This window comes from Nocardia sp. NPDC003979 (genome assembly GCF_053605015.1).
The window spans coordinates 703,890-727,731 of sequence record NZ_JBSGIJ010000001.1; the positions used below are offsets into that span (position 1 = coordinate 703,890).

Below are 23,842 nucleotides of genomic sequence, written 5' to 3' on the forward strand. Positions count from 1 at the left end.
GCGTCGAGTTGCTCGATCACTGTCGGGGAATGTGTGGATCGATCACCTAGTGCAGGACAGCGCGCACCATCTCCCGCAGGGCGTTTCGGTCGGGTTTGCTCGTACGCCCGGTTACCGGGATGCGGTCGACGACCACTATGTCGTCCGGCAGGGCGGAGGTGTCGATGAGCTGCGGTAAGACGCTGCGGAGACGGCCGACCACATCGCCCGCGCCGGGCTCGGGGACGATCGCGAGGACGATGCGTTCGTCGCCGATCTCGTCGGGCAGCCCGACCAGCACGGCCTCGCGCACCCCGTCGACGCCGGCGATCGCCGGTTCGTAGAGTCCGGGGTAGATGTTGGTCTTGCCCCGGATCATCATGTCCTTCTTGCGTCCGGTGAGGACGAGGCGGTCGCCGTCGAAGCGGGCGAGGTCGCCGGTCGCGATCTCGGTCAGCGGTGCGGAACCGAGGTAGCCGCGGCACAGGTTCGGTCCGCTCAGGACGAGTTCGCCGTCGTCGGCGATGCGTGCCCGGACGCCGCGAACAGGCGTGCCGAGCAGGTCACCGTCGTGCGCGAGCTTGTCGGCGCCGGTGGCGACCGCGACGGGCAGGATCTCGGTCATGCCGTAGACGGCGAGAAACTCGGTGTCGGGCAACGACTTCTGTGCCCGACGCAGCAGCGCGGCCGTCACCGGCGCACCACCGAGCGCGACCTGACGCAGGTACTGCGGCGAGGCGATCTTCCCCGCCTCCAGGGCATCGAGGGCCACGGCGAGGTCGGCGGGGGTGTAGAAGGCGTGGGTGGCGCTGCGCAGGTCGCGGGTGAACCGCACCGGATCGATGTGGGTGCCGAAGCGGGGATACTTCGGCATGGCCCAGCGCGCACCCGACATCAGCGCGGGCAGACCCATCATGAGCTGTTCGGTGTGCAGGAACGCACCGGGCGCGAGGCTGGTCTGCCCACCCATCGCTGCCAGCCCGGCACTGAGCGAAGCACGGGTATGCACAACGGCTTTCGGCTCGTCGGTGGTGCCCGAGGTGAAGACGATCAACGCTTCCGATTCCGGATCACCCTGAGGCAGAGACGAATCCGGTGCGTCACCGAAAACGCGGCGCAGCGGTAGGGATCGCAAAGGTGTGCCGGGCAACCACACCCCGCTGTGCAGGTGCCGAACCTCGAGCTCGCTGAACCGGGGCAACGCCAACCCACGCTTGCGCCCGAATCCGGCCAGCGGCCCACTCACCGCATAGAGCAGCGATTCCGTTGCCGCCCAGCGTGGTTCGACCAGCGCGATGCGCTTGGCGAACAACTCCGGCCCCACGCCGGGATCCACGAACACAATCGTCCCGCCCGCGGCGATGGTGCCGAAGATCAAACCGACCGAACTCACCGACGGCCGGATCGAGAACAGCATCCGATCACCCGGCCGCAAGCCGGCGACCCGCAGATTGTGTGCCACCCGGCCGATCGTGTCGACCAGCTCGCGATAGGTGAGCGCCCGCTTGCCCACGGTTCCGAGCGCCGAGGCGTCCGGAATGCGGGTGGCATGGGTGGCGAGACGGTCGAGAAAATCGGGAAACAACGAGCTCACCGGATGTCGACCACCTCGGGCCGGTACCGGTGATCGGCGTACCAGGCCAGCGTCTTGCGAATACCCCACGCGCGCACCCGCCGGTTCGACCCGTACACCCGCACGTCACGGCGCAGCCCGTAATCGGTGGTGATGGTGCGCACCGCGTTCACCAGGGCACGGTCCTCGTGCAGGTCCTCGATGGCGGTACGCGGGAATCCGCCTGCGGCCGAATAGAGTTCGGCGGTGATGGCCATATTGCACCCCGGTGTCATCACATACGGCCCGAGATATCTCGGGTCACGATTGCCCGAGCGCACCTTCCCGAACAGCGACGCCACCTCGAGCGCGACGCGGATGATCGTGCGGTCCCGCCACGAAACCCCCTCGTCGGTCCGGGGAATCAGCTGCCCGCTCACCAGGCGCAGACCGGAGTCGAACCCGGCGCGGATCCGCTGCGTCCAGTCCGGCGCGGGCAGGCAGTCGGCGTCGGTGCGGGCCAGCAGTTGCGCGCCCTGTGCGATGGCGTACCGCATACCGGTGTCGGCCGCCGCGCCGGTGCCCTTCTGCGCCTCGTCGATCACCTCGATCACCGGAACGGGGTTCGCCGCGGCGAATTTTCGTACCACCTCGACGGTGCGATCGGTGGAATTGTTGTCGACGACGACCACCGTGAAATCGGTGTCGCGTTGGGCGGCAAGAGCGTCCAGCGTCGCCTCGATCCCGCGTTCCTCGTCGAACGCGGGGATCACCACCCACAGCGGCTTTCTCACGGGCGCCGGTCGGTCATGGCTCGCCCAGGGTCTTCCACCAGGTGGCGCCGAGCAGCATCGTCATCAGCGCGGCCCGGCCTGCCGGGATACCGCGTTCGGCGGCCACCCGCCGCGCGGCCGGGATCTGCGCGGCATGCACGCCGACACTGAGCACCACATCGATCCAGAACGCGACCCGCAGCAGCTTGGTGCGGAAAGGGCGGACCACACCGAGGATCAGGAACAACCACCCGAAAACCGGGATCGCCCGCACGGCGAGCACCGCCTCGCGGCTCGGGGCACGCGGGGGTTCGGCCCGGTGACGGCCCGGTTGGGGCACACTCACCTGCCAGAAATCACCCTCCGTAGAGACCGCATGCAACGGACGACTGCTCACCGCACTCCCTGTCCTCGGTAGGTCACCGCCGCCGCCGTCGGCCCGCCGTCGGCGGCGACGAACAGCAGCGCACGATTGTCGTGTCCCGCCGCTCGCGCGGCGACGTAGGCGCCGGTGAGGGCGGAGGTATGGGCGTCACCGGCGAAGTCGTCGGTCACCACCGCCGCGACGCCGAGTTCGCGCGCCAGTTCGGAGGCGAATTCCGGCGTCGGCTTACCGCACACCAGTACTGTATCGGCCGCGTCGAGGCCGTCGGTGGTCAGTGCGTCGCGCGCCGCGATCACGGCGTGCTCGACGAGTTCGGCTGTGCCGGTGGCGAGTTCGACGGTCAGCGCCGAGCGTCCCTCGGCGCCCATTTCGGCGAGAGCCACGTACCCCTGCGCATCGGGCAGGGTGTCACCGGCGCTCACGTGGACGTCACCGAAACCGGCCACGTCGGCCCGGTTCTCGAGAACGAACGCCGCACCGACGGGCTGGAACGGGAAGTGTGCGTCCGCGCTCATCGACGGATGCGCGTCACCGGAGACGATCACCACGTGCCCGTTGGGCAGGTCGGCCAGCAGCGAGGCGGCCACGCCGATGGCGTTCACCGGCCCGCAGGCGCCGTTCATGAGGTCGAACGACAGGCACGGCACATCGCCGGGCCGGTACTCGAGGCCCACACCGGCGGCCTGCTGGATGAGCGCGGCCACCGCCGGTTCCACCAGGTTGGCGTCGCGGTACACCCCGACATTGATGAGCGCGTCGACCTGCTCGTGCGGACAGCCCGCCGCGTCGAGCGCGGCGCGGGCGGCCTCGGCCGCCTGACCCACCGAGCTGACGCCGCCGGTGCGTGTGATCGCCGCCGAAATGATAATTCCCATACTGTCCTATACCCGAAGATCGCCCAGTGTCACCGACAAAAATCCCGCGACCACCCCGGAGGCGGCGGGCACGAGCAATACCTTCGACCCCGGTGCGATCCGGCCGTCCCGCAGCGCGTCGTGCAGAACGACGAAATGCGAAGTCGAGGCGGTGTTTCCGTACTTGTCGAGCACGGCGAGTTTGGTTGGCATCACCGAGTCGAACTCGCGCTCGGCGATCTTGTCGATCAATTCCACTGCCGGGCCACTGAATTGGTGGTGGATCAGGTAGTCGTAGCCCTCGGCGGCGAAACTCGAGTCGCGTTCGGTGAGGAACCGCTGCTGACGCGAGGTCCACAGCAGGTACCGCGATTCGTTGTGCATCGCCCGGTTGTCGGTGTAGAGCGCCACACCGGCGCTGCGGTCGCTCGGCATACCGAGACACAGCTTCGCGTAGGCGGCGCTGGTATTGAGTTCCACATAGTCCAGGCCGGGCCCGTCGGTGGCCTCGAGCAGCACGGCCGCGCCCGCGTCGCCTACGGTGAGCGAAGCGAATTGCGGGTCGTACTTCTCGGAGATCTCGCGGACCGCGGTGTCGGAGATCGGCGTGATGCACTCACCGGAGACCACCAGGCCGCGTTTCACCGCGCCGGACCGGATCATCCTGTCCAGCACCAGCACTCCGGTCAGCATGCCCGCGCAGGCATTGGAGACGTCGAAATGTATCGCGCGGGTGGCGCCGAGAGTGTTGCGCAGCATCAGCGCGAACGACGGTTCCAGGCAGAAATCGGTGCCACGGGTGCGGGTGATCGAACACGAGATCACCACATCGAGGTCGGCGGCCGCGTAGCGCGAGTTGTCCAGTGCGGTGCGGGCCGCGGCGAGGGCGATGGTGAACGAGTCCTCGTCGTCACCGCGCACCCGGCGGGCCCTGACCCCGCTGACCTTCTCCAGATCCAGCGGCGCCTCGACGGCCAGCCTGCTCATCAGTTCCGTCGTGGTCAGCTCGTCCGGCGGCAGGTACGCGCCGATCGCTTCGATTGTCGATCTCACCATGTGTGTCACTTCCAGCTATCGCGCGAAGGCCGACTCCGCCACCGCGCGTCTCGCCGATCCTAGTCACAGACCTTCACTAATCGGGCCTGGTCAGCTAGATTCTGCCGGGGTGTGGAGTACTGCTCGTCGCCGTGAACTCACCCTACTAGCCGCAGGTCAGCCCTGGTTACCGGGCTTATTGCTGCTGGGACGGGTCGCGCGGCCGGTGCGCAAAGTGCCCGCACTCGGTTGGTTCGTCGCCGATCCCGTGATCGCCCGGCAGATCTACAACGACAGCACCCACTTCAGCATCGTCTCCGAGGGCGCGGCCGGGCACTGGTGGTCGCAGGTGATCGGTGACTGGGTGCAGGACCTGTTCGAAGGCCCCGGGCACACCGAATTGCGTACCAAGGTGCGTGACCTGTTCACCCTCACCCACACCGACGCGCTGGTCCGACGCGTCATCGGCCCCGATCTGCGCGACCTGCGGGAGCGGCTGGCGGCGGGCGAGACCGTCGACATGGCGGCCCGCGCGCAGATCCTCGTCGGCCGCAGCGTCTCCGACCTGGTCGGTATGCGACCCGAGGACATCGCCGCGGCCATCGGCGGCGATCCCGACGCCGACCAGGACGCGCTGTTCCTTCGCCTGTTCCATCATGTGGAGGAGCTGGTCAACCTGGGTTTCGGCACCATGACCTCCACCACCCTCGACCCCGTCGCGGTGGCGCGGGCCAGGGAGCTGGCCACCCGGCTCGCCGTGAATGTTCCCGCCGCCTACGAGCGCGCCGACCCCGACACCACCCTCGGCCGCTGCCGCGAGCTCGGCCTCGCGGTCGAACACGCGGCCGGGCTGGCGATCCTCATGGCGGTCGCGGGCACCGACACCCTGGCCAGCGCCATGACGAGGATGGTCGCGATCATGCACGACAGCGACCAGCACCGCGCCCTGCTCGCCGCCCCCCACCGCCTACCCGACGCGGTCCGCGAAACCCTGCGCGTGACGAGCCCCGCCTACCTCGTCGGCCGCTCCGTCACCGCCGACGTCCGCGTCGCCGACCGCGATCTGAAAGCAGGCGATCACGTCAAGATCCTCACCTGGACCATCAACAACGCTGCGGGCGATTTCGACATCCACCGCGACTACAACCCCGAAACCCGCCAGCTCTGGTTCGGCGGCGGCCGCCACCTGTGCCTGGGCGCGCAACTGGTCCACTCCGAACTCACCGCCCTGCTCGAATCCCTCACCGCCGCAGGCCGGCCCTGGGAAATCGTCGAACGCCGCTACCGCCGCAAAGTCTTCATCCCCACCTACGAATCCCTGCGCATCCGGCTCGCCTGAGTCAGCCGAGGAGACGCAGGCGGCGGGCGAGATCGGAGGCGAAAACACCCTCCGGGTCGATTCGGTTCCGGGTGCGCCGCCACTCGTCGAGGCGGGGGTACATCGCTTCGATCACCCCCGGGGTGGTGCGGGAGTCCTTGGCGAAGTAGAGGCGGCCGCCCGCGGCGAGTACCCGCTCGTCGAGTTCGGCACAGAACCGGCCGAGGCCGTCGGTGAAAGCGAAATCCAGGCTGAGCATGTAACCGGGGTGTGGCCAGGACAAAGGTGCCGGGTTGCTCGCGCCCATGCGTTTGAACACATTGAGGAACGAGTGATTGCCCGATTCGGCGATGGCGCGGACCGCATCGGCCAGGTGTTGTTCGGCGCCGAAGGGCATCGAGAACTGGTATTGCAGGAAACCCCGTTTGCCGTAGGCGCGATTCCATTCCCCGAGCAGATCGAGCGGGTGGTAGAACTGCGTCAGATTCTGGATCCGGCCGCGTGCCCGGCGGGGAAACATCCGGTGCGCCGCCTCCCCGGCGATGCGCGTGGTGACTGCGTTGACCATGCCATTGGGGAAGATGTCGGGCACCGTGAACAGTTGTGGCGCAGCGAAAGTCAGCGGCTTGGCGCGCAATTTCGGAGGTAGCTGATCGAGCGTGGCCAGCGACCCACGACTGAAACCCGCGCGGCCGAGCCTCGCCCCGGTGGAAATGGTGTCGGGCACCGCCATCGAATAGTCGTAGCCGTCGTCGGACCCACCCGTGAGCAATTCCATGGTCTCGTCGAGATCGCGGGTGCGGTCGTTGTCGACGAGGAAGTACGCGGTTTCGGTGTGCTTCAACCGGATTCGCGCACCGGTGACGATTCCGGTGAGTCCCATCCCGCCGACGGTGGCCCAGAACAAATCGCGGTCGTCACCGTCGGGTGCCAGGGTGCGGAGGTCGCCGTCGGCGGTGAGCAGGTCGAGCGAAAGCACGTGGTTGCCGAAGCTGCCCTGCGAATGATGATTCTTCCCATGGATATCCGCGGCGATCGCGCCGCCGACGGTCACCTGGCGCGTGCCGGGCAGCACCGGCACCCACAGGCCGTAGGGCAGGGCCGCGCGCATGAGCGCGTCCAGGCTCACGCCCGCGTCCACGTCGACCATCCCGCTGTCGGGGTCGATGCGATGGATCCGGTCCAGGGCGGTCATATCGACCACCAGGCCGCCGCCGTTCTGGGCGGGGTCTCCGTAGCTGCGGCCGAGCCCGCGGGCGATCACCCCGCGCGCGCCCGCCGTGCGCACCCGTTCGGCGATCAGGTCGAGGTCGGGTGTGCGCAGCACCTCGGCGACGGTCGGCGCGGTGCGCCCCCACCCGCTCAAACGCCGTCGCGTTGCCGTGCATGTCCCCTGCGTCGATGTCACCCGGTCACGCTAAATCGGTTCGCTGAGCCCCGACTGAGGGAGTTGTGGAGAAATTGTGCCCTTGTGCAGGGTGTGCACGCGGGTGCATGCCACCTCGAGGAGGGCGGGGTCGTGGCTGATGAGGAGGACGCCGAGGGTGGTGGCATGTTCGACGACCAGGCGGATGACGGCGGCGGTTGTCGCCGCGTCGAGCATGGCGGTCGGTTCGTCGAGGAGAAGGTAGCGCGGGTTCTGGGCGAGGGCGCGGGCCAGGCAGGCGCGTTGGAGTTGGCCTTCGCTGAGGGTGTGGGGGCGGCGGTCGAGGAGGTCGGGGGTGAGGCCGACAGCGGTCGCCAGGGCGGGGATATCGATGGGGCGGCGGTGGATTCGGGCGGGCTCGGCGATGATCTGTGCCACGGTGAAGTGAGGATTGGTCGCGGCGCGCGGGGATTGGAAGACCATGGCTGTGATGCCGCGTGCGCGTCGGGGTGATACGCCGTCGACGGTGACCCGACCCGCATCGGGCGTGCGCAGTCCCGCCAAGGTGGCGGCGAGAGTTGTTTTGCCCGAACCGGATTCGCCGCCGAGTCCGACGATCTCACCGGGCGAGATAGTCAGCGTCACGTCCTCGAGTACGGGGCTGCCGTAGCCGACAGTGATCGATTCAGCGATGAGCACCATCGAGACCCTTCCGAATCATGCGTTGCCGCTGCGGAACCAGCGCAGTAGGTCCACCCGCGTAGGGGCAGATGTCGGACAGATTCGTCAGCTCGAGCGGTGGATGGGGGAGTGGGTGCAGACCGTTCTCCGGCAGCGCGGCGAGCAGATCGCGCGTGTAGCCGTGCCACGGATCCGCGAACACCTCGGCCGCGGGCCCCACCTCCATCAATCGCGAGGCGTACATGATCGCCACCGTGTCGGCGATCCCCGCCCGCAGCAGATGACTCAGATCGTGGGTGATGAGCAGGACGGCCGCACCCGCGTCGGCGCACTCACGCAGCAGGGCGCCGATCCGATCGGTGTGGTCGCGGTCCAGCCCGGCCGTCGGTTCGTCGGCGACGATCACCGCCGGATCACCGGCCAGCGCCGCCGCGACCGCCGCCCGCTGCGCCATTCCGCCGGACAGCTGGTGTGGATAGAGGTCAAGTGCTGTGGGTTCGAGCCCGGCGCGGCGCAGCAGGTCTGCCGGTGCGTGCGAGGTCCCCAGCACCGCAACGGTTTCCGCGAGTTGCGAGCCGATCGTGCGAACCGGCGTGAAATGTGTGCTCGCGGACTGAGGGACCAGGGCGATATGACGACCACGGTACGGTTCGACCCGGCGACGACGCGCCAACCATCGGGATGCGCTGCCCCTGCCCCTATCTGTGCCGAGTAGCTCCGCAGTCCCCGGAATCGGTGTGCTGTCGGATTGTGAAGGGTCAGGATCAGTTCCATCGCTCGCCGGCGAGCGCGATCCGACGCGATCGCCGACGATGTGCACGCTCCGACCACGAAGATCGAGTTGAACAGACCCACTCACCACCGCCGCCTGCGGCAATACCCCCATCACCGCACTCGCGACAATCGACTTCCCGCAACCGGATTCACCGACGAGCGCCGTGACCGTGCCCGCCGCGACCTCGAGCGACACCTCACTCACCGCATGCACGACACCGCCACGCCGCACGGGAATCCGCACCGTCAGCCCCTCGATCCGCAGCCCCTCACGGGGGCTTACGCCGACCCTGCTCATCGCGGAATCCGGGAAGGCTTGGGCGGCACCAGAAGCCCCCGGAGCGACGACCCGGCCACAGCGACCGCGATGGTCGTCACCACCAGGAATCCCGCCGGGAACACCAATGTCCACCACCCGCCGAGCAACAGCGAACCCCGCGCCTCCTCCAGCAGCGTGCCGAGACTCGGTTCGTGCGGCGGCAACCCGAACCCGAGGAACGACAGCGTCGACTCATGCCAAATCGCGTGCGGCAGAAGCAGAACCACCGCGATCAGCGCCTGCGGGGTCACGGCGGGCAACAGGTGCCGGGTGAACAGATGGGTGCGTCCGGCCCCGGCCAGCACTGCGGCAGCCACATAGTCGCGTTCACGCAGGCTCAGACTCTCCGCCCGCACGATCCGCGCCACCTGAACCCAATGCGTGAGTCCGATGGACAACACCACGGCCACGGTATTGCCCCGGAACAGCGCGACGATCACGATGCCGAGCAGTAGATGCGGCAGGGCATTGGCGGTGTCGGCGAACCGCATCAGCACCCGGTCGACCCGCCCGCCTGCCAGCGCCGATACCGCACCGACCAGCACACCGAGCACCGTCGACACCGCCGCCGCGCACACCGCGACCACCAGCGAGGTGCGCAGCGCCGCCGCGATCCGCACGAACAGCGACCGTCCCGCCGCATCGGTACCGAACCACCACTGCGCCGAGGGCGCCTGCCGGGCCTGGGCGAAATCGGTGAGCCGGTCGTCGACGCCACCGAGCCACGGCACGACCAGCGCGTAGATCAACACGGCGACCAGCACCGCGACCGCGACGACCAGCCGTCGCCGAGCGAGCTCACCCATCGGCTCGCACCCGGGGATCCAGCAGTACCACCGCGATGTCGGCGAGCAGCGAACCGAGCAGCACCGCACCCGTCGTGGCGACCGTCAGTGTGGCCAGCAACGCCATATCCAGGTCCTTCGCCGATTGCACGAAGGCGCCCGCCACGCCCGGCCAGGAGAAGATCTCCTCCACCAGCACCGCACCGACCACCACTTCGGGCAGTCGCGCACCGAGGATCGTGACGAACGGGGCCAGCGAGGAAGGCAGGATGTGGCGGCGGGTGATGGTCGCGGTGTCGATGCCGCGCGTCACCGCGCCCACCACGAAGTCCTCACCGCGATTGGCGGCCACCGTTTCCCGAACCGCGAGCAACAACCACGGCAGCTGCGAGAGCGCCAGGGCGGCGGCGGGCAACACCAGATGACGCGCGACCTGCGCCGCATCGACCTCGGCGCCCGCATCGGTGAGCCCCGCAGGCGGCAACCAGCCGAGCCCCACCGCGAACACCCCGATCACGGCCAGCGACACCACGAACGGCGGCAGCCCCTGCAGGGCGACGCAGACAGCACTCACCACCCGGTCGAGCAGGCCACCGCGGCGCATCCCCGCGACCACCCCGGCCACGAGCGACACGCCGACCGCCACCGTCATGGCGACCACCACCAGCAGCATCGTCCACGGAATGCGCTGGGCGAGAAGCTCACCCACCGGCTGAGCGAAGCTGCGCGACACCCCGAGGTCGCCGGTGCACAGGTCGGCGGCCCACCGCGCGTAGAGCCGGTACCAGGGCACGTCGAGCCCCAACTGCCCGGCGAGCACCGCGCGATCGGCGGCGCCGGTGGTGACGTAGCGGTCGCCGAGGTACCCGACGAGCGGGTCGAACGGTGACACCGCGGCTGCCGCGAACAGCGCCGCCGACACCGCGACCAGCACCGGAATCATCGTCAGCACCCGCCGCCGCGTCATCCGCGCGATGCCACGCCCCCTCACGAGCCGCGCGTCCAGGTCTGCAGCGACCACCACGGCCCCCACGTCACGCCGTGCGCGTGTGGTTCGAGCACCGGTCCCGACATCGTCCACCCCGAATCCTTCACCACATAGGTGTGATCCAGGTGGACGAGGAAAACGTGGCTCGGGTCCTCGGCGTATCGGGCCTGCACCGCACGGTAGGCGGCCGCCCGGTCCGCCAGATCGAGGGTGCGCCTTGCCTTTTCGAGCAGGGCATCGATAGTGGGATCGGAGTGGCGGCTCGCATTGTCGTACGGGCTGCCCGCACCCGGATCGACGGTGTGCAGGGTGTTGTAGGCCTGCGTATCCGGATCGAAGGGCTCGCTGCCGCCGCCGAGCAGAATGCCCGCCCGTTCGATCCGGGGTTCGATCCGATCCCAGGACAACGCTTCGAGGTCGACCTCCACACCGACCCGGCGAGCGTCGGACGCGAACGCCATGGCGAGGTCACGGCGCAAGGTATCGGTGGAGTTGTACATCACCGTGAACCGGGCGCGCACACCCTGTTTCGCGCGCACGCCGTCCGCACCGCGCGGCCAGCCCGCCGCGTCGAGGATCTGCTCGGCACGCGCCCGGTCGAACGCGAAAGTCGCGGAGGGGTCGTGGGATTCGCCGTATACCTCCGGAACGGGGGTGTAAGCGGGCCGCCCGTATCCGCCGAGGATGTTGTCGATCATGGCCTGCCGATCCACGGCGAAATTCAGCGCGAGCCGGACCGCGGGATCACCGGCCACCGGATCACCGGCGGGCAGGGAGACACCGCGCCAATCGGCAGAGGTGTTGGCGTGCACCGACATCGGCGCGCGGTCGGCGAAGGTGGCGGCCAGCAGCGGCGGCAGCGAGGTTCCGTCCAGCTCGCCGCTCGCCATCCGCTGTGCTCGGGTGTTGTCGTCGGGGACGTGGAGCACCGTGAGCCGCTTCAGGGCAGGTGCACCGCCCCAATAGTTCTCGTTCGCCACGAACACGGCTCGGGTCGGTTCGAGGGTCGTCAGCCGGTAGGGCCCCGTGCCGACCGGCTTCGTATTGAGCGTCGACTCGGTGGCGGGTCCCGGTTCGGCCACCGCCTCCGACGGCACGATCCCGATGAGCAGCTTGGTGGGGAACGCGGCATACGGGTGCCGAAGCGTGAAACGCACAGTGGCGGGATCGATGGCCTCGACCCGCTCGATCATCGAGAACGACGAACGGACCTCCGAAGCCGAGGCAGGGTCGAGGATCGCGCGATAGGTGGCGACCACATCGGCCGCGTCGAACGTGGTTCCGTCGCTGAACCGCACGCCCGTGCGCAGCGGCACCGTCCACACGGCGGCACCGGGTTCGGCTCTCGGCAACTCGGTGGCCAGCGCGGGTGCGAAACCGGGCATCCCGGAACCACCGGTGAGCCGGAGCAGACCGTCGTAGATCTTCGCCTCGCCTGCCGCGCCGTAACCGGCGATCGGGTTGTATCCGCCCAGTTCGGCGGCATCCGCTAGGACCAGCGAGTCGGTGGTCGTGGCGGTCGGCGCACCGCAGGCGGTGAGTACCAGCGCGAACGCGGCCCCCGCGACGGTCCGAATTCGCATCATGATGTTCCTAGCTGTTTATCTGAACAGATGGACAGATGATAGTCCGGTGCCGAACCCGGCGACTAAGCTGAGGGCGTTATGGGAGAGCCACGCACACTGGACGGGTCGCCGGTCGAGCTCGGCAGGCGCGCGATCGGTGATGTCGAGATCCGCGCCTGGGCGCAGCGATTCGACCTGCTCTCGGACCCCAACCGACTGGAGATCCTGCTCTGCCTGCACCGCACCCCCGGTATCAGCGTGGGTGAGCTCGCGGCCGCGATCGGGCGCACGGAGAACGCGATCTCCCAGGCGCTGCGCGTGCTGCGGCACGAGGGGTGCGTCGTATCGAGCCGGGAAGGGCGGTCGGTCACCAACCGGCTCGCCGACCCGGTCATCCACGAGATTCTGCACACCATCGGCGCCAAACACACCTGACGTCGATCGGCCCTGCTCGGGAGGCGATGATGGCGAAGATCCTGTTCGTGATGACCGGTGCCGACCGCTGGAGTCTCACCACCGGCGCCAAGCACTACACCGGCTACTGGGCCGCCGAATTCACCATCGCCTACCTGGCCTTCCGTGAGGCGGGACACGAGGTGCTGGTGGCGACGCCCGGCGGGGTGGTGCCGCCCGTCGACCTCGGCAGCCTCGCACCGAATGCCAACGGCGGCAACGACAAAGCGCAGGAAGTCGCCGAAACGATCAAGGGCGCGACGGTTCTCGAAAAGCCCGTCGCACTCGGCGAGATCTCCGCCGCCGACATCGACGCCCTCTACTACCCCGGCGGTTACGGGCCGATGGAAGACCTCGCAGGCAACGCCGATTCCGCCGCGTTGCTCGTCGACGCCCTCCGCGCGGACAAGCCGACGGCGCTGATCAGCCACGGCCCCGCAGCCCTGCTCGCCACCGGCGACGACTTCGCGGGCTACCGCGTGACCGCCTTCAGCAATGCCGAGGAAGCCCTCAACGGGCTGGCCGATCGGGCGCGTTGGCTCCTGCAGGACCGGCTCACCGAACTCGGTGTCGACTACCGCTGCGCCGAACCCTTCGCGCCGCATGTGGAATCGGATCGCTGCCTGCACACCGGCCAGAACCCCGCCTCGACCCCCGACCTCGTCGGCGTCTTCCTCGACGCGCTCAGCCGCCCGGGCGCACGATCATGAGGACGACGACCGCCGTCCACAGCAGGTTGTAGATCCCCGCGAGCATCGACAGCATCCGCAGGCGTTTGCCGTCGTCGGGCTCGTCGAGTGCCTCGCGTTGCATCGGATGGATCTGCACCGCGAGCAGGCCGCCCGCGATGGCGGTGGTGATCATGGCCGAGGTGATCCAGATTTCGTTCATCCGGCCCTGGATGGTGGCCAGGATGATCCCGACCACCGGCACGATGATCGCCAGTTTCGCGTAGTTGCCGGTGATGCGGTGCATCGCGACGGCCACCGACCGGCTGCGCACCGAATCGGGTTCGGGCGCGGCGATCGGCGCGTAGCGGGGGAAAAGACTGGTGGCGACCGCCGAGCCACCGACGAAAACGATGCCCGCGAGCACATGCACCGACAGCAAGAAATGTTCCACTACCGACCTCCAGCCTTCAACATGCTTGAAGCGTAGCGCAACCTTCATGGTTGTTGAAAGTGCTAGGGCGAGGCGCCCGAGAATGCCTCGAGGATCGCCGCGCCCACCTGTCGCTGGATCGGATCCGCCTCGGGGCCGAAGAGCTGAATATCGACCTGCGACACCACTTCTCGTGCCGCCGCCAGCAAGCGGGCCCCGTCTTCGGTGAGTTCGATGGTCGACGCCGACCCCGCCCGCGCGGTCCTGTCCCGCACCAACCCCGCCCCGACCAGCGCCTTCACCGAGGTGTGCACGCTCTGCACGCTCGTCCCCGACATCCGCGCCAGCTCGCTGAACGAGGCCCCCGGCACACCGTTGATATGCCCGAGCAGTCCCAACCGGGCCACCGTCAGATCCAACGGCGCCAGCCCCGCTCCCAGCGCCGCCTCCACCCGCCGGCACAGGGTGATCACCAGGATGCTCGGGCTCATAATCGGCGGTCCGGGTCGCCCGTCGTCAGTGGTCATACCCCGCATTTTCCCGTACGCGCACGGCTCGGTGCCCGGCGGATACCGCCGGGCACCGAGCCGAGTGATCGCTTACTTCAGCGCTACCCGCGCACCGTTGGAAAAGGCCGAGTCGTGGAATTCGACCGCCGCCGGGTCGGTGCCGGTCGGCACGTCGAACACCAGGACCACCGAGATCTTGTTGCCCGGATTGATCTCGGCGACGAGCTCGTCGTTGACATTGATCTCCGCGGAGGTGTCGTTGGCGAACTCGCGACCCTGAGCGTCGATCAGTTTCTGATTCGCCCCGAAGTACTGCTGGGCGACATCGCCGACATTGGCCACCTCGACGTGCACGAGCACGAATTCGCCCTGGGCGGTCTTCTGCAGGTACGGGTTGTCGCCGACCGTGCGGACCGGCGGGTCGACCTGCGTCACCGTGAACGCGAACTTCCCGTCGCGGACCTCGGTTCCCGCGGGTGCGGCCACCGACCGTGCCTGCTCGCTCTTGGCCACCTCGTTGGCGGCCCCGCCGATGAGGGCCACGCAGCCGCCGAAGAGGGCGAGAACCGCGAGCAGGAAGCCGCCGAGCACCCACGGCCAGACCTTGCGCTTCTTCGGCAGCTGCGGGTAGTAGGGCTGCTGCGGGGCACCGGGATTGGTGTGCTGGGGGTGGGACATGGCTGGCTCCTCGTCTGGAAAAGGTCAGGCGTGATCGCGCCGGGACGGACTGTCCGGCGTCATGGGGATGCGGTTGCCCGGCTGGATGCCGAAGCGTGAATGTGTTGCCGCGCAATGGAATTGCGCCTCGGAAGCGGTTCCGGGTCGGTTGCCGCTCCGTTGAGAAGGACGCTACACCGAACATGCGCCCTTGGCAACAGAACAACAATGTTTTCAAGCTTGACGAATCTGGAATGTGTACGACAGAACGGGTAAGTAACCAATCCATGTAAGGTTTGACCTTGACTACCTGGCCGGTAGGGCCGGGGGCCGAGAGGAGACCCATGCCAGACTCGACGCCCACCGTGGCCGCCGCCGAGATCTCGCGGTTGGCAGGCGTCACTCGTGCGACCGTCAGCAATTGGCGACGCCGCCACGCCGACTTCCCCGCGCCCGTGCCGGGAGGCTCGGAGAAACGGCCGCTGTTCGACCTCGCCGAGGTGCAGCAGTGGTTGCGCGGCCATGGCGTCACCGCCGCCGATTCCCCGGTGCAGCGGCTGCGTACCCTCTTGCGCTCCGAGGTCTCTCCCGACGAGGTCGTCGCGCTCATGGCATTCGTCGCCGACAAGCGTGCGAAAGCCGCCGATCCGGTGCGCAAGGCCATCCGCGAGACGATCGACGAAGTCGGCGTCACCCAGACGCTCGCGGTGCTGTTCGAACGTGGCCTCGACGGGCCGAGTACCGGCGTCTACCCGACCGACCAGCCCCTGGCTGCCCTCATGGCCGACCTGCTCGCCGCCGCGACCTCACCCACCCCGAGTTCGGTCCTCGATCCCGCCTGCGGTGGTGGCACCCTCCTGCTCGAAGCCGCGCGAATCGGCGCGACCCAGCTGAACGGGCAGGACATCCTCCCGGTGCAGGCCGGCCGCACCGCGGCCGCGCTCGGCGTCCTCGTCCCGCAGGCGAAGTCCGACATCCGCGCCGGTGACGCCCTGCTCGCCGACGCCTTTCCCGAGACCGAATTCGATGCGGTCATCTCGAACCCGCCCTACTCGCAACGTGATTGGGGTGCCGACGAGCTCGCGCTCGACCCGCGCTGGGTGTATTCGGTGCCCCCGCGCGGTGAATCCGAACTCGCCTGGGCGCAGCACGCCCTCGCCCACCTGCGCCCGGGCGCGACCGCGGTGCTTCTCCTACCGCCCGCCGTCGCGGCACGCTCCTCGGGCCGGCGGATCCGCATGGAACTGTTGCGGGCCGGTGCCCTGCGCGCGGTGATCGCGCTGCCGCCGGGCGCGTCGACGCCGCGTCAGGTGGGGCTGCAACTGTGGGTGCTGCGCCGCCCCGGTGTCGGTAATCCCGGTGACACGTTGCTGTTCGCCGACACCACCCGCCTGCCGAATCGCGGGGACCAACCGGACTGGCAGCACCTGGCGACCACGGTGGTCGAGTCCTGGCGTGCGTTCGACGCCGGTGACGCGCAGGCCGCGACCGTCCCCGATGTCACCGCCGTGGTTCGGGTGATGGACGTCCTCGACGACGATGTGGATCTGACGCCCGCCCGTCAGGTGCGTGCGGCGGTCGACCCGGGCAACGCCTCGGCCGCCGCGCACACCGCGATCGGTGCGCTCGGTGACCACCTCGGCGAGCTGCGAGCGGGGGCCGAGGCTGTCCGCGAATGGGATTCGGCCCCCGGCACGGACTGGCGTTACGTGGCGGTCGGCAACCTGATCGCCGGTAAGGCGGTGCGGATCGTCACCGCGACCACCGACCCGGCCCCCGCCGACGACGCGCGTCCGGTCCTCACGGGCCACGACCTGCTCGGCAGCCGCAACCCGTCGGGCATCGCGACGCCCGGGTCGCCGGTGGGGGAGCCGATCGAAGAAGGCGATGTCCTGGTGTCGCGGCTGCGCGACGACCACGGTGCCGCCCAGGGCGCCCGCGTCGCCGAGGGCGCCGATATCGGTGCTGTTCCCGGGCCGGGCGTGCTCGTCTTCCGCACCGATCCCGCCCGCGTTGACCCCTGGTTCTTCGCCGGCTTCATCGGCAGCCCCGACAACGCGGCCGCCATGTTCGGCACCACCACTATCCGCCTCGATCCCGCCCGCCTGCGCATCCCGCTGCTGCCGATCGCCGAACAGCAACGCTACGGCGCGGCATTCCGCCGGCTGCACCAACTCCGGGTGAGCGCCCGCACCACCGCCGACGCCGCGCGCACCGCCGCGGACCTCATCGCAACCGGCCTGACGGCGGGCGCGCTCGAGCCACCGGCGAAGTAGTCGAGGAGCCGCCGACGACATCGCGACCGGCCCCGGCGGAGTAGTCGAGGCGGTGCCGATCGGTGCCGGGCAGTATCGTGCTGGCGTCCGGTACCGGTATCGAGCTGGGGGTAGTGGTGGGCGAGATCGTCGACGGGCGGTACGAGATCACCGGGGTGCTCGGTGCCGGTGGGATGGGGGAGGTGCTGGCCGGCTACGACACGGTGCTCGACCGCCCTGTCGCCGTGAAACGGATCGCGGTGCGCCAGTTCGCGTCCCGTGCCGATCTGGTCGACGAGTTCGTCGCCCGGTTCCGCCGTGAGGCCAGGGTGACGGCCCGGATCAGGCATCACGGCGTGCCCCAGGTGTTCGACGCCGTGCTCGACGCGCAGGCCGACAGCGTGTATCTGGTGATGGAGCACATCGACGGCGTGACGCTGCGGGACTACCTGGCCGAGATCGGTGAACTGCCGGTCGGCTGGGCCGTCGCGATCGCCGCGCAGATCGCGACGGTGCTGTCGCATGCCCATGTGCTGCCGGTGGTGCACCGGGACCTGAAACCGGCCAATATCGTTGTCGCACACGACGGCACGGTGAAAGTGATCGACTTTGGGATCGCGGCACTGCTCGACGGGAGCACCGGGCGGATCACCAGGACCGGATCGGTTCTCGGCACCGCCGCCTACATGCCGCCCGAACTGGTGAACGGGCAGGAGGCGGGTCCACGCGCCGACTTGTACGCGCTCGGCTGCGTGATGCACGAGATGTTCAGTGGACGAAGGGTTTTCGAGGCTCGATCGGAGTTCGACACCCACAACCGGCACCTGTCCGACCCGCCGACACCGCTGCGCGCGCTGCGCCGGGACGTGCCCGCCCCGATCGAACAGCTCGTCCTCGAGCTGCTGGCCAAGGACCCGGCGCAGCGACCGTCGAGCGCGCAACTCGTCTACGAGCGGCTGCTGGCGTTCCTGCCCGCGCCGGGCGCACCGGAGCACCCCGCCGCGCGGACCCATCCCGACCCGACGCGGCTCTTCCGCCGACCCAACCCGCCCGCCGACACCGTGGTGGAACCGCTGCCGCCCAAGCCTTCCCATGAGCTGCCCGCCGTCGCCGGTCTGTCCGAGGCCGCCGCGCGGTATCGCGAACTGTTCGCGCTCGGCCGGGCCGCGCAGGCGGCCGACGTGCTGCTCGGCGTCGTCGATCAGGCCGAACAACGCTTCGGGCCCGACAGCCCGCAGCTGGGCGACCTGCACCGCGATATCGCCACCGCGCTCGAGCACTCCGGTGAACAACGCCGGGCGCTGGCACAGTGGCAGCGGGTCGAAGCGATCGAGGAGCCCACCGGCACCAGGGGCAGGCGGGCGCGGGTAGCCGCGATCGGTTGCCGCGCCGCGCTCGGCGAGCTCACCGCCGCGGCCGCGGTCGACGAGCTGTACCGAATGCTCGGTGAAATACGTTCGGCAGACAACGAATTCGGTGACGACGCGCTGCTGGTCCGGCTCGCGCTCGCTGAGCACCTGACCGCCGCGGGCGACCACGCCCGGGCCGCGAGGTTCGTCGCCCGGTTACGGGACGACCTCGCGGTGCTACGGCCACCCGAAGACCCGATGCGCCGGAAGATCGAAGCGCTGGCGGCCGAACTCCGCTGCTGAGGTGCGTCCGGGGCATTCCCGGCGGAGTAAGCTGCTCGCATCGCTGACAGGGGACGGTGTCGGCCGTCGGAAGTGGAGATCGTGCCGTGCAGTGGGTCGGCAGAATCGGGTGGGTCGTCGGGCTGCTGGCCGGGGCATTCGGGGTGCTGCTCGGCAGCGTCGGATATTTCACGGGCATCGGCAACAGCAGCCCGTTCGAGATCACCCTGGCTGTGGTGTTCTTCGGCTCCGGGTGCGCGCTCGCGGGAGTGTCGATCTGGCAGCTGGTCGTCGGCGACCGCCATAAAAGGCGCGGCTACCCTGGGCAAACCTGGCACGCCCCGCCTGCAGGCGTCCCGCATGCGGGCGGCTCGGGTTCCTCGCAGGTACGCACCGGCCACCCGCACGTCGGCCCGGTCGCCTCGGGTCCCGCCTATTTCGGGTCGCCACCGGCAGGCCACGCACCCGACGGACAGCCACTCCTCGGGCCCGAACCTCCGGTCACGCCGCCGAAACCGCTCCCGCACGCCGCCTACACCCCGCCTTCGGCGCCGATCGCCGCAACCGTCGCCCAGACGCCCGAGTGGGTGACGAGCACCCGGAGCATCCACCACTGGCTGCCAACCGGAATCCCCTACGCGAGCGCACCGACCAGCGTGCTCGGTTCGCCCGTCGACCTCGACCGCGACAGTGCCGCGACCATCCCCGTCCGGGTGCGTGATGCGGTCCGCGAGCTCATCGCCATCGAGGGCCCGATCGAACGCGGACGCCTGGTGACACTGGTCGCCCAACGCTTCGGCGTGCCGAAACCCTCCGAGAAACAACAGATCTGCGTGCTCGGTCAGGTCCCCGAGGAGCTGGTGCGCGCGACCGCGCTCGGCGTCTTTGTCTGGCCGTCCAACGTGGACCCCGGCACCTGGCGCGGCTTCCGCTTCACCCCACCCGGCACCACCCGCCCCATCGAGACGATCTGCGGCGAGGAGATCGCGAACGCGATAACCCATGTCGCCCAGCACAACCGCCCCACCTTCGACGACCTCGTCTGGTCCACCCTCACCCAGTTCGCCCACGAACGCACCGGCATCGCCGAAGACCGCATCGAAGCCGCCCTCACCTTCGCCATCCGCCGCGGCAGGCTCACCACCGACCCCGACGGCCGCTACCGTCCGCTCACCTGATCAGCGAAGGCTCTCGGTCCCCGCACGGCGGTGGTGACGGGCACGTCGACGGTGGCGATGCCGGACGGCGACGGCTCGTCCCCTAGGCGGGTAAGGCGGGGGCGGTGCGGGTGTGGGTTACCTCGGGGGCGACGGTGACGATGTCGCAGGCGGCGAGGAGGGTGTGGGGGAAGTCGTCACCGAGGTGGGCCAGGCTCGGCATGACGACGGCCGCGGCGGAGGTCGCGGCGACCACGTCGAGCAGGCGGCCGAGCGGATCGGTGGTGCGGTCGCTGAAGGCCACCGTCTTGGTGAAGCGGTAGCCGAGGCGTTCGGCTAGGGATCGGATCTGCGTTTCGTCCCAGGACTGGGCGACACCCGAGATGTCGCGGCGCAGATATCCGATCGCCGGTGGCTTCATGGGCATGACCGTACCGGCGCGGAGTGTCGCAGTCGTGAACGCGAGCGAACGCGAGTCGAATTCGCAATCCGACCGAGACCCATTCGCGCGCTGATCGAGTGCTACCACGCCTCATTGGAGATCAGCGCGGTGAGCAACTGGCGGATCGCGGCGACCCGTCGCTCGACACCGGGCAGCTGATCGAGGGCGCATTCGGGGTCGGCGGGCGGCCCGAGATGGGTGCAGCCGCGCGGGCAGTCCTCGATGGCGTCGGCGAGATCGGTGAACGAGGCGATCACGTCGTCGGGCGTGATGTGGGCCAGACCGAACGACCGCACGCCCGGTGTGTCGATCACCCAGCCACCACCGGGCAGCGGCAGCGCCACCGACTGGGTGGAGGTGTGCTTGCCCTTACCCACGCCGGACACCTCGCCGACCGCCCGATAGGCATCGGGTACAAGGCGATTCACCATCGTCGACTTGCCGACCCCGGAATGCCCGATGAGCGCGGTGAGCCGGTCGCGCAAGATCTCGACCACCGGTTCGATGGGGTCGTCGATCCCCGCGTACAGGATCTTCAGGTCCAAACCCTCGAAGGCCGACGCGAATTCGGACTCGGCCACGAGATCACGCTTGGTGAGCACCAGGATCGGTTCCAGCCCACCGGCATACGCGGCGACCATGGTCCGTTCCACGAAACCCGTGCGCGGCGGCGGATCGGCCAGGGCGACGACGATGAACAACTGCTCGGCATTGGCGACGACGATCCGCTCGAACGGATCGGTGTCGTCGGCGGTGCGCCGCAACACCGTTCGCCGATCGGCGACCCGGACGATCCGGGCAAGACTGTCGGGCTTGCCGGTGAGATCACCGACGACGCCCACCCGGTCGCCGACGACGATCGGCGTGCGGCCGAGCTCACGGGCCCGCATGGCGACGATGCGCCGGTCGGGGTCACCGTCGAGGACACACCCCCACCGGCCCCGGTCGACCGCGACGACCATGGCGTCCTCGGCGTCGTTGTGCTGCGGCCGGGTCTTGGTGCGCGGGCGGGAGGAGGCTTTGCCGGGGCGAACCCGCACATCGGATTCGTCGTAGCTGGCCGCGCTGCGTCCTCGGCGACTCAGCGCGCCACTCCTTCACCCGATAACGCAGGCGCGAGCATCTGCTCCCACAGCGCGACGAAGGTCGGCAGGGTCTTGGCGGTGGTGCCGATGTCCTGGATCTCGATACCGGGCACCCGCAGGCCGAGAATCGCACCGGCGGTGGCCATCCGGTGATCGGCGTAGGAATGCCACTGTCCGCCGTGCAGCGGGGCAGGCACGATCTCGAGCCCGTCGGCGGTCTCGGTGACATTGCCGCCGAGGCGGTTGATCTCGGCGCAAAGCGCTGCGAGACGGTCGGTTTCGTGCCCGCGCAGATGCGCGATGCCACGCAGCACCGACGGCGAATCGGCCAGGGCGGCGAGCGCGGCGACGGTGGGGGTGAGCTCGCCGACGTCGTGCAGGTCGATATCGATGCCCGCCAGCCGTTCCGGCCCGCGCACGGTGAGGATCCCGTCGAAGACGCGGGCCTCGGCACCCATGCGGACCAGGATCTCGCGGATCACGTCACCTGGCTGGGTGGTGCCGCGCGGCCACATCGGCACGCTCACCTCGCCGCCGGTGACCGCGGCCGCCGCCAGGAACGGCGTCGCGTTGGACAGGTCGGGTTCGATCTCCCAGTCGACGGCGCGGATCGGGCCGGGCGCCACCGTCCAGGTCTGCGCGCCGCGCACGTCGCTCGGGGTGGTGACGGCGACATCGGCGCGGCGCAGCATCTCCACCGTCATCTCGATGTGCGGCATCGACGGCAGCACACCACCGCTGTGGTTGACGGTGATGCCCTGCTCGAAACGGGCGGCCGAGAGCAACAGACCCGACACGAACTGCGAGGACCCGGAGGCGTCGATGGTGACCTCACCGCCGCGCAGCGTCCCGGTGCCGTGCACCACGAACGGCAGCGCGTCGCCCTCGATGTCGAGGCCGAGGCTGCGCAGCGCGTCGAGAATGGTCGACAGCGGCCGGTGCCTGGCCTGCTCGTCGCCGAAGAAGGCGACATCGCCGGTGGCCAGGGCGGCGGCGGGCGGCAGGAACCGCATGATGGTTCCCGCGAGGCCGCAATCCACGGCGGCACTGTGCAGCGGTGCGGGGGTGACCTCGAGTGTTTCGGCGTCGCCGACGATCTCGGTGCCGAGGGCGCGCAGGGCGGCGATCATCAGGTCGGTGTCGCGGCTGCGCAGGGCACCGGTGAGGGTGGACGGCCCATCGGCAAGTGCGGCGAGGATGAGCGCGCGATTGGTGATGGATTTCGAACCGGGCAGGGTGACGGTCGCGTGGACGGGGACCTCGATGTGGGGCGCTGGCCAGAAACTCACCTGCCCATCCTCCCTCATGTGCGGACCGAACACACCGGTGGTGCGCGAACTCGCGTCGCCGCGTCGGCCGAACTTGTCGGACGTCGGTGCCACCATGGTTGCTATGTGCGGACGATATGCGACTACGACCAACCCCGGTCGCCTGGCGGCCGAGCTCGACGCGATCGACGAAACCGACCTCGACAACCCCGACGAGACGGTGAGCTACAACGTGGCCCCGACCAGCCAGGTGCTCACCGTGGTCGAACGCCACGAGCACGACCACCCCGACGACGATCCGCGCCTGCGGATCCGCCGGATGCGCTGGGGGCTGATCCCGCACTGGACCAAGGCAGCCGAGCCGGGTGTTCCGGCCAAGGGCAAACCGCTGTTCAACGCCCGCGCCGACAAGATCGTCACGGCACCGTCGTTCCGTGACTCGGCCAAGTCCAAGCGGTGCCTCGTCCCCATGGACGGCTGGTATGAGTGGCTCGTCGAACCAGCTCCGACCGGCAAGGGCAAGGCGGTCAAGAAGCCGTTCTTCATGTCCCACGCCGACGGTTCGCAGATCTACATGGCCGGACTGTGGTCGGTGTGGCGCGACCGGAGCAAGCCCGACGCGCAACCGCTGATGTCGTGCACCATCCTCACCACCGACGCCGTGGGCGAGCTGGCCCGTATCCACGACCGCATGCCCTTACCGATGCCGCGTGAGCACTGGGACGCCTGGCTGGACCCGGACCATCCGGCACCCGCCGAATTGCTCGGGGGGGCTGCGGCGGACGAGGTGGCGAATATCGTCGCGCGACCGGTGTCCACCCTGGTGAACAACGTGCGCAACAACGGTCCCGAACTGCTGGTTCCCGACGAAGAGGCCGGGCAGACCACACTGCTGTGATCGTGCCCGGCC

At 69.1% G+C, this 23,842-nt stretch carries 24 protein-coding genes; 7 read left to right on the forward strand and 17 right to left on the reverse strand.

Annotated elements, in window-relative coordinates; genetic code table 11:
• Positions 1–46: 46 nt before the first annotated feature.
• Genes ACWEVR_RS03090 through ACWEVR_RS03110 form a run of 5 tightly spaced genes read right to left on the reverse strand, consistent with a single transcriptional unit; the run spans position 47 to position 4,599 of the window.
• A complete protein-coding gene (locus ACWEVR_RS03090; RefSeq protein ID WP_452465601.1) occupies positions 47–1,573 on the reverse strand; it encodes a class I adenylate-forming enzyme family protein in 1,527 nt (508 codons plus the stop codon).
• Positions 1,570–2,325, reverse strand: a complete 756-nt coding sequence (locus ACWEVR_RS03095) for a glycosyltransferase family A protein (RefSeq protein WP_452465602.1) — start codon at positions 2,323–2,325, stop codon at positions 1,570–1,572. Before ACWEVR_RS03095 ends, ACWEVR_RS03090 begins: the two co-directional genes overlap by 4 nt.
• Positions 2,326–2,338: 13 nt before the next feature.
• Positions 2,339–2,701: a hypothetical protein gene (locus ACWEVR_RS03100; RefSeq protein ID WP_452465603.1), complete on the reverse strand. Its 363-nt coding sequence runs from the start codon at positions 2,699–2,701 to the stop codon at positions 2,339–2,341.
• Positions 2,698–3,564, reverse strand: a complete 867-nt coding sequence (locus ACWEVR_RS03105) for a beta-ketoacyl-[acyl-carrier-protein] synthase family protein (RefSeq protein ID WP_225278893.1) — start codon at positions 3,562–3,564, stop codon at positions 2,698–2,700. Before ACWEVR_RS03105 ends, ACWEVR_RS03100 begins: the two co-directional genes overlap by 4 nt.
• A gap of 6 nt (positions 3,565–3,570) precedes the next feature.
• Positions 3,571–4,599, reverse strand: a complete 1,029-nt coding sequence (locus ACWEVR_RS03110) for a 3-oxoacyl-ACP synthase III family protein (protein WP_452465604.1) — start codon at positions 4,597–4,599, stop codon at positions 3,571–3,573.
• Between the two features lie 214 nt (positions 4,600–4,813).
• On the opposite strand from ACWEVR_RS03110, the gene ACWEVR_RS03115 reads away from it, so the two are divergent.
• Entirely contained in the window at positions 4,814–5,917 is a 1,104-nt protein-coding gene (locus ACWEVR_RS03115; RefSeq protein ID WP_452465605.1) for a cytochrome P450, read from the forward strand.
• A gap of 1 nt (position 5,918) precedes the next feature.
• Here the strand turns inward: ACWEVR_RS03115 and ACWEVR_RS03120 are convergent, their stop codons facing one another.
• Genes ACWEVR_RS03120 through ACWEVR_RS03145 form a run of 6 tightly spaced genes read right to left on the reverse strand, consistent with a single transcriptional unit; the run spans position 5,919 to position 12,395 of the window.
• A complete protein-coding gene (locus ACWEVR_RS03120) occupies positions 5,919–7,304 on the reverse strand; it encodes an FAD-binding protein (protein WP_452465606.1) in 1,386 nt (461 codons plus the stop codon).
• 9 nt (positions 7,305–7,313) lie between these two features.
• Entirely contained in the window at positions 7,314–7,964 is a 651-nt protein-coding gene (locus ACWEVR_RS03125; protein WP_452465607.1) for an ABC transporter ATP-binding protein, read from the reverse strand.
• Positions 7,948–9,015 (reverse strand): ATP-binding cassette domain-containing protein, encoded by a 1,068-nt coding sequence (locus ACWEVR_RS03130; protein WP_452465608.1) that lies wholly within the window; start codon positions 9,013–9,015, stop codon positions 7,948–7,950. Before ACWEVR_RS03130 ends, ACWEVR_RS03125 begins: the two co-directional genes overlap by 17 nt.
• Entirely contained in the window at positions 9,012–9,842 is an 831-nt protein-coding gene (locus tag ACWEVR_RS03135; RefSeq protein ID WP_452465609.1) for an ABC transporter permease, read from the reverse strand. The genes ACWEVR_RS03130 and ACWEVR_RS03135 overlap by 4 nt, the downstream gene beginning before the upstream one ends.
• Positions 9,835–10,788, reverse strand: coding sequence for an ABC transporter permease (locus ACWEVR_RS03140; RefSeq protein ID WP_452465686.1), 954 nt, complete (start codon positions 10,786–10,788; stop codon positions 9,835–9,837). The genes ACWEVR_RS03135 and ACWEVR_RS03140 overlap by 8 nt, the downstream gene beginning before the upstream one ends.
• Positions 10,789–10,808: 20 nt before the next feature.
• Positions 10,809–12,395, reverse strand: coding sequence for an ABC transporter substrate-binding protein (locus tag ACWEVR_RS03145; protein ID WP_452465610.1), 1,587 nt, complete (start codon positions 12,393–12,395; stop codon positions 10,809–10,811).
• Positions 12,396–12,473: 78 nt separating this feature from the next.
• Between ACWEVR_RS03145 and ACWEVR_RS03150 the strand changes: the two genes are divergently transcribed.
• Both ACWEVR_RS03150 and ACWEVR_RS03155 read left to right on the forward strand, forming a co-directional pair.
• Complete coding sequence (locus ACWEVR_RS03150) at positions 12,474–12,809, forward strand: ArsR/SmtB family transcription factor (protein ID WP_452465611.1); 336 nt, start codon at positions 12,474–12,476, stop codon at positions 12,807–12,809.
• A gap of 29 nt (positions 12,810–12,838) precedes the next feature.
• Entirely contained in the window at positions 12,839–13,537 is a 699-nt protein-coding gene (locus ACWEVR_RS03155; RefSeq protein WP_452465612.1) for a type 1 glutamine amidotransferase domain-containing protein, read from the forward strand.
• On the opposite strand, the gene ACWEVR_RS03160 is transcribed toward ACWEVR_RS03155, so the two are convergent.
• The 3 genes from ACWEVR_RS03160 to ACWEVR_RS03170 all read right to left on the reverse strand — a co-directional run bounded on the left by ACWEVR_RS03160 (position 13,512) and on the right by ACWEVR_RS03170 (position 15,115).
• On the reverse strand, positions 13,512–13,949 hold the full coding sequence (locus tag ACWEVR_RS03160) for a hypothetical protein (RefSeq protein WP_181700312.1): 438 nt from the start codon (positions 13,947–13,949) through the stop codon (positions 13,512–13,514). The genes ACWEVR_RS03155 and ACWEVR_RS03160 overlap by 26 nt on opposite strands.
• 62 nt (positions 13,950–14,011) lie before the next feature.
• A complete protein-coding gene (locus ACWEVR_RS03165) occupies positions 14,012–14,455 on the reverse strand; it encodes a MarR family winged helix-turn-helix transcriptional regulator (RefSeq protein WP_452465613.1) in 444 nt (147 codons plus the stop codon).
• A 72-nt stretch (positions 14,456–14,527) separates the two neighbouring features.
• Positions 14,528–15,115, reverse strand: a complete 588-nt coding sequence (locus ACWEVR_RS03170) for a DUF4352 domain-containing protein (protein WP_452465614.1) — start codon at positions 15,113–15,115, stop codon at positions 14,528–14,530.
• A 323-nt stretch (positions 15,116–15,438) separates the two neighbouring features.
• Between ACWEVR_RS03170 and ACWEVR_RS03175 the strand changes: the two genes are divergently transcribed.
• The 3 genes from ACWEVR_RS03175 (at position 15,439) to ACWEVR_RS03185 (ending at position 20,158) form a co-directional block, all read left to right on the forward strand.
• On the forward strand, positions 15,439–17,370 hold the full coding sequence (locus ACWEVR_RS03175) for an N-6 DNA methylase (protein WP_452465615.1): 1,932 nt from the start codon (positions 15,439–15,441) through the stop codon (positions 17,368–17,370).
• A 62-nt stretch (positions 17,371–17,432) separates the two neighbouring features.
• On the forward strand, positions 17,433–19,001 hold the full coding sequence (locus ACWEVR_RS03180) for a protein kinase domain-containing protein (protein ID WP_452465616.1): 1,569 nt from the start codon (positions 17,433–17,435) through the stop codon (positions 18,999–19,001).
• Positions 19,002–19,087: 86 nt separating this feature from the next.
• On the forward strand, positions 19,088–20,158 hold the full coding sequence (locus tag ACWEVR_RS03185) for a hypothetical protein (RefSeq protein WP_452465617.1): 1,071 nt from the start codon (positions 19,088–19,090) through the stop codon (positions 20,156–20,158).
• A gap of 82 nt (positions 20,159–20,240) precedes the next feature.
• On the opposite strand, the gene ACWEVR_RS03190 is transcribed toward ACWEVR_RS03185, so the two are convergent.
• From ACWEVR_RS03190 to aroA, 3 genes are all read right to left on the reverse strand, one after another.
• Positions 20,241–20,558: a hypothetical protein gene (locus ACWEVR_RS03190; protein WP_225278907.1), complete on the reverse strand. Its 318-nt coding sequence runs from the start codon at positions 20,556–20,558 to the stop codon at positions 20,241–20,243.
• Between the two features lie 101 nt (positions 20,559–20,659).
• Positions 20,660–21,664, reverse strand: coding sequence for a ribosome small subunit-dependent GTPase A (gene rsgA, locus ACWEVR_RS03195; RefSeq protein WP_208115331.1), 1,005 nt, complete (start codon positions 21,662–21,664; stop codon positions 20,660–20,662).
• The gene (aroA, locus tag ACWEVR_RS03200) at positions 21,661–22,971 is read right to left on the reverse strand and encodes a 3-phosphoshikimate 1-carboxyvinyltransferase (protein ID WP_452465618.1); all 1,311 of its coding nucleotides are present in this window, start codon (positions 22,969–22,971) and stop codon (positions 21,661–21,663) included. The genes rsgA and aroA overlap by 4 nt, the downstream gene beginning before the upstream one ends.
• An 85-nt stretch (positions 22,972–23,056) precedes the next feature.
• Between aroA and ACWEVR_RS03205 the strand changes: the two genes are divergently transcribed.
• Positions 23,057–23,830: an SOS response-associated peptidase gene (locus ACWEVR_RS03205; protein ID WP_452465619.1), complete on the forward strand. Its 774-nt coding sequence runs from the start codon at positions 23,057–23,059 to the stop codon at positions 23,828–23,830.
• Positions 23,831–23,842 lie beyond the last annotated feature (12 nt).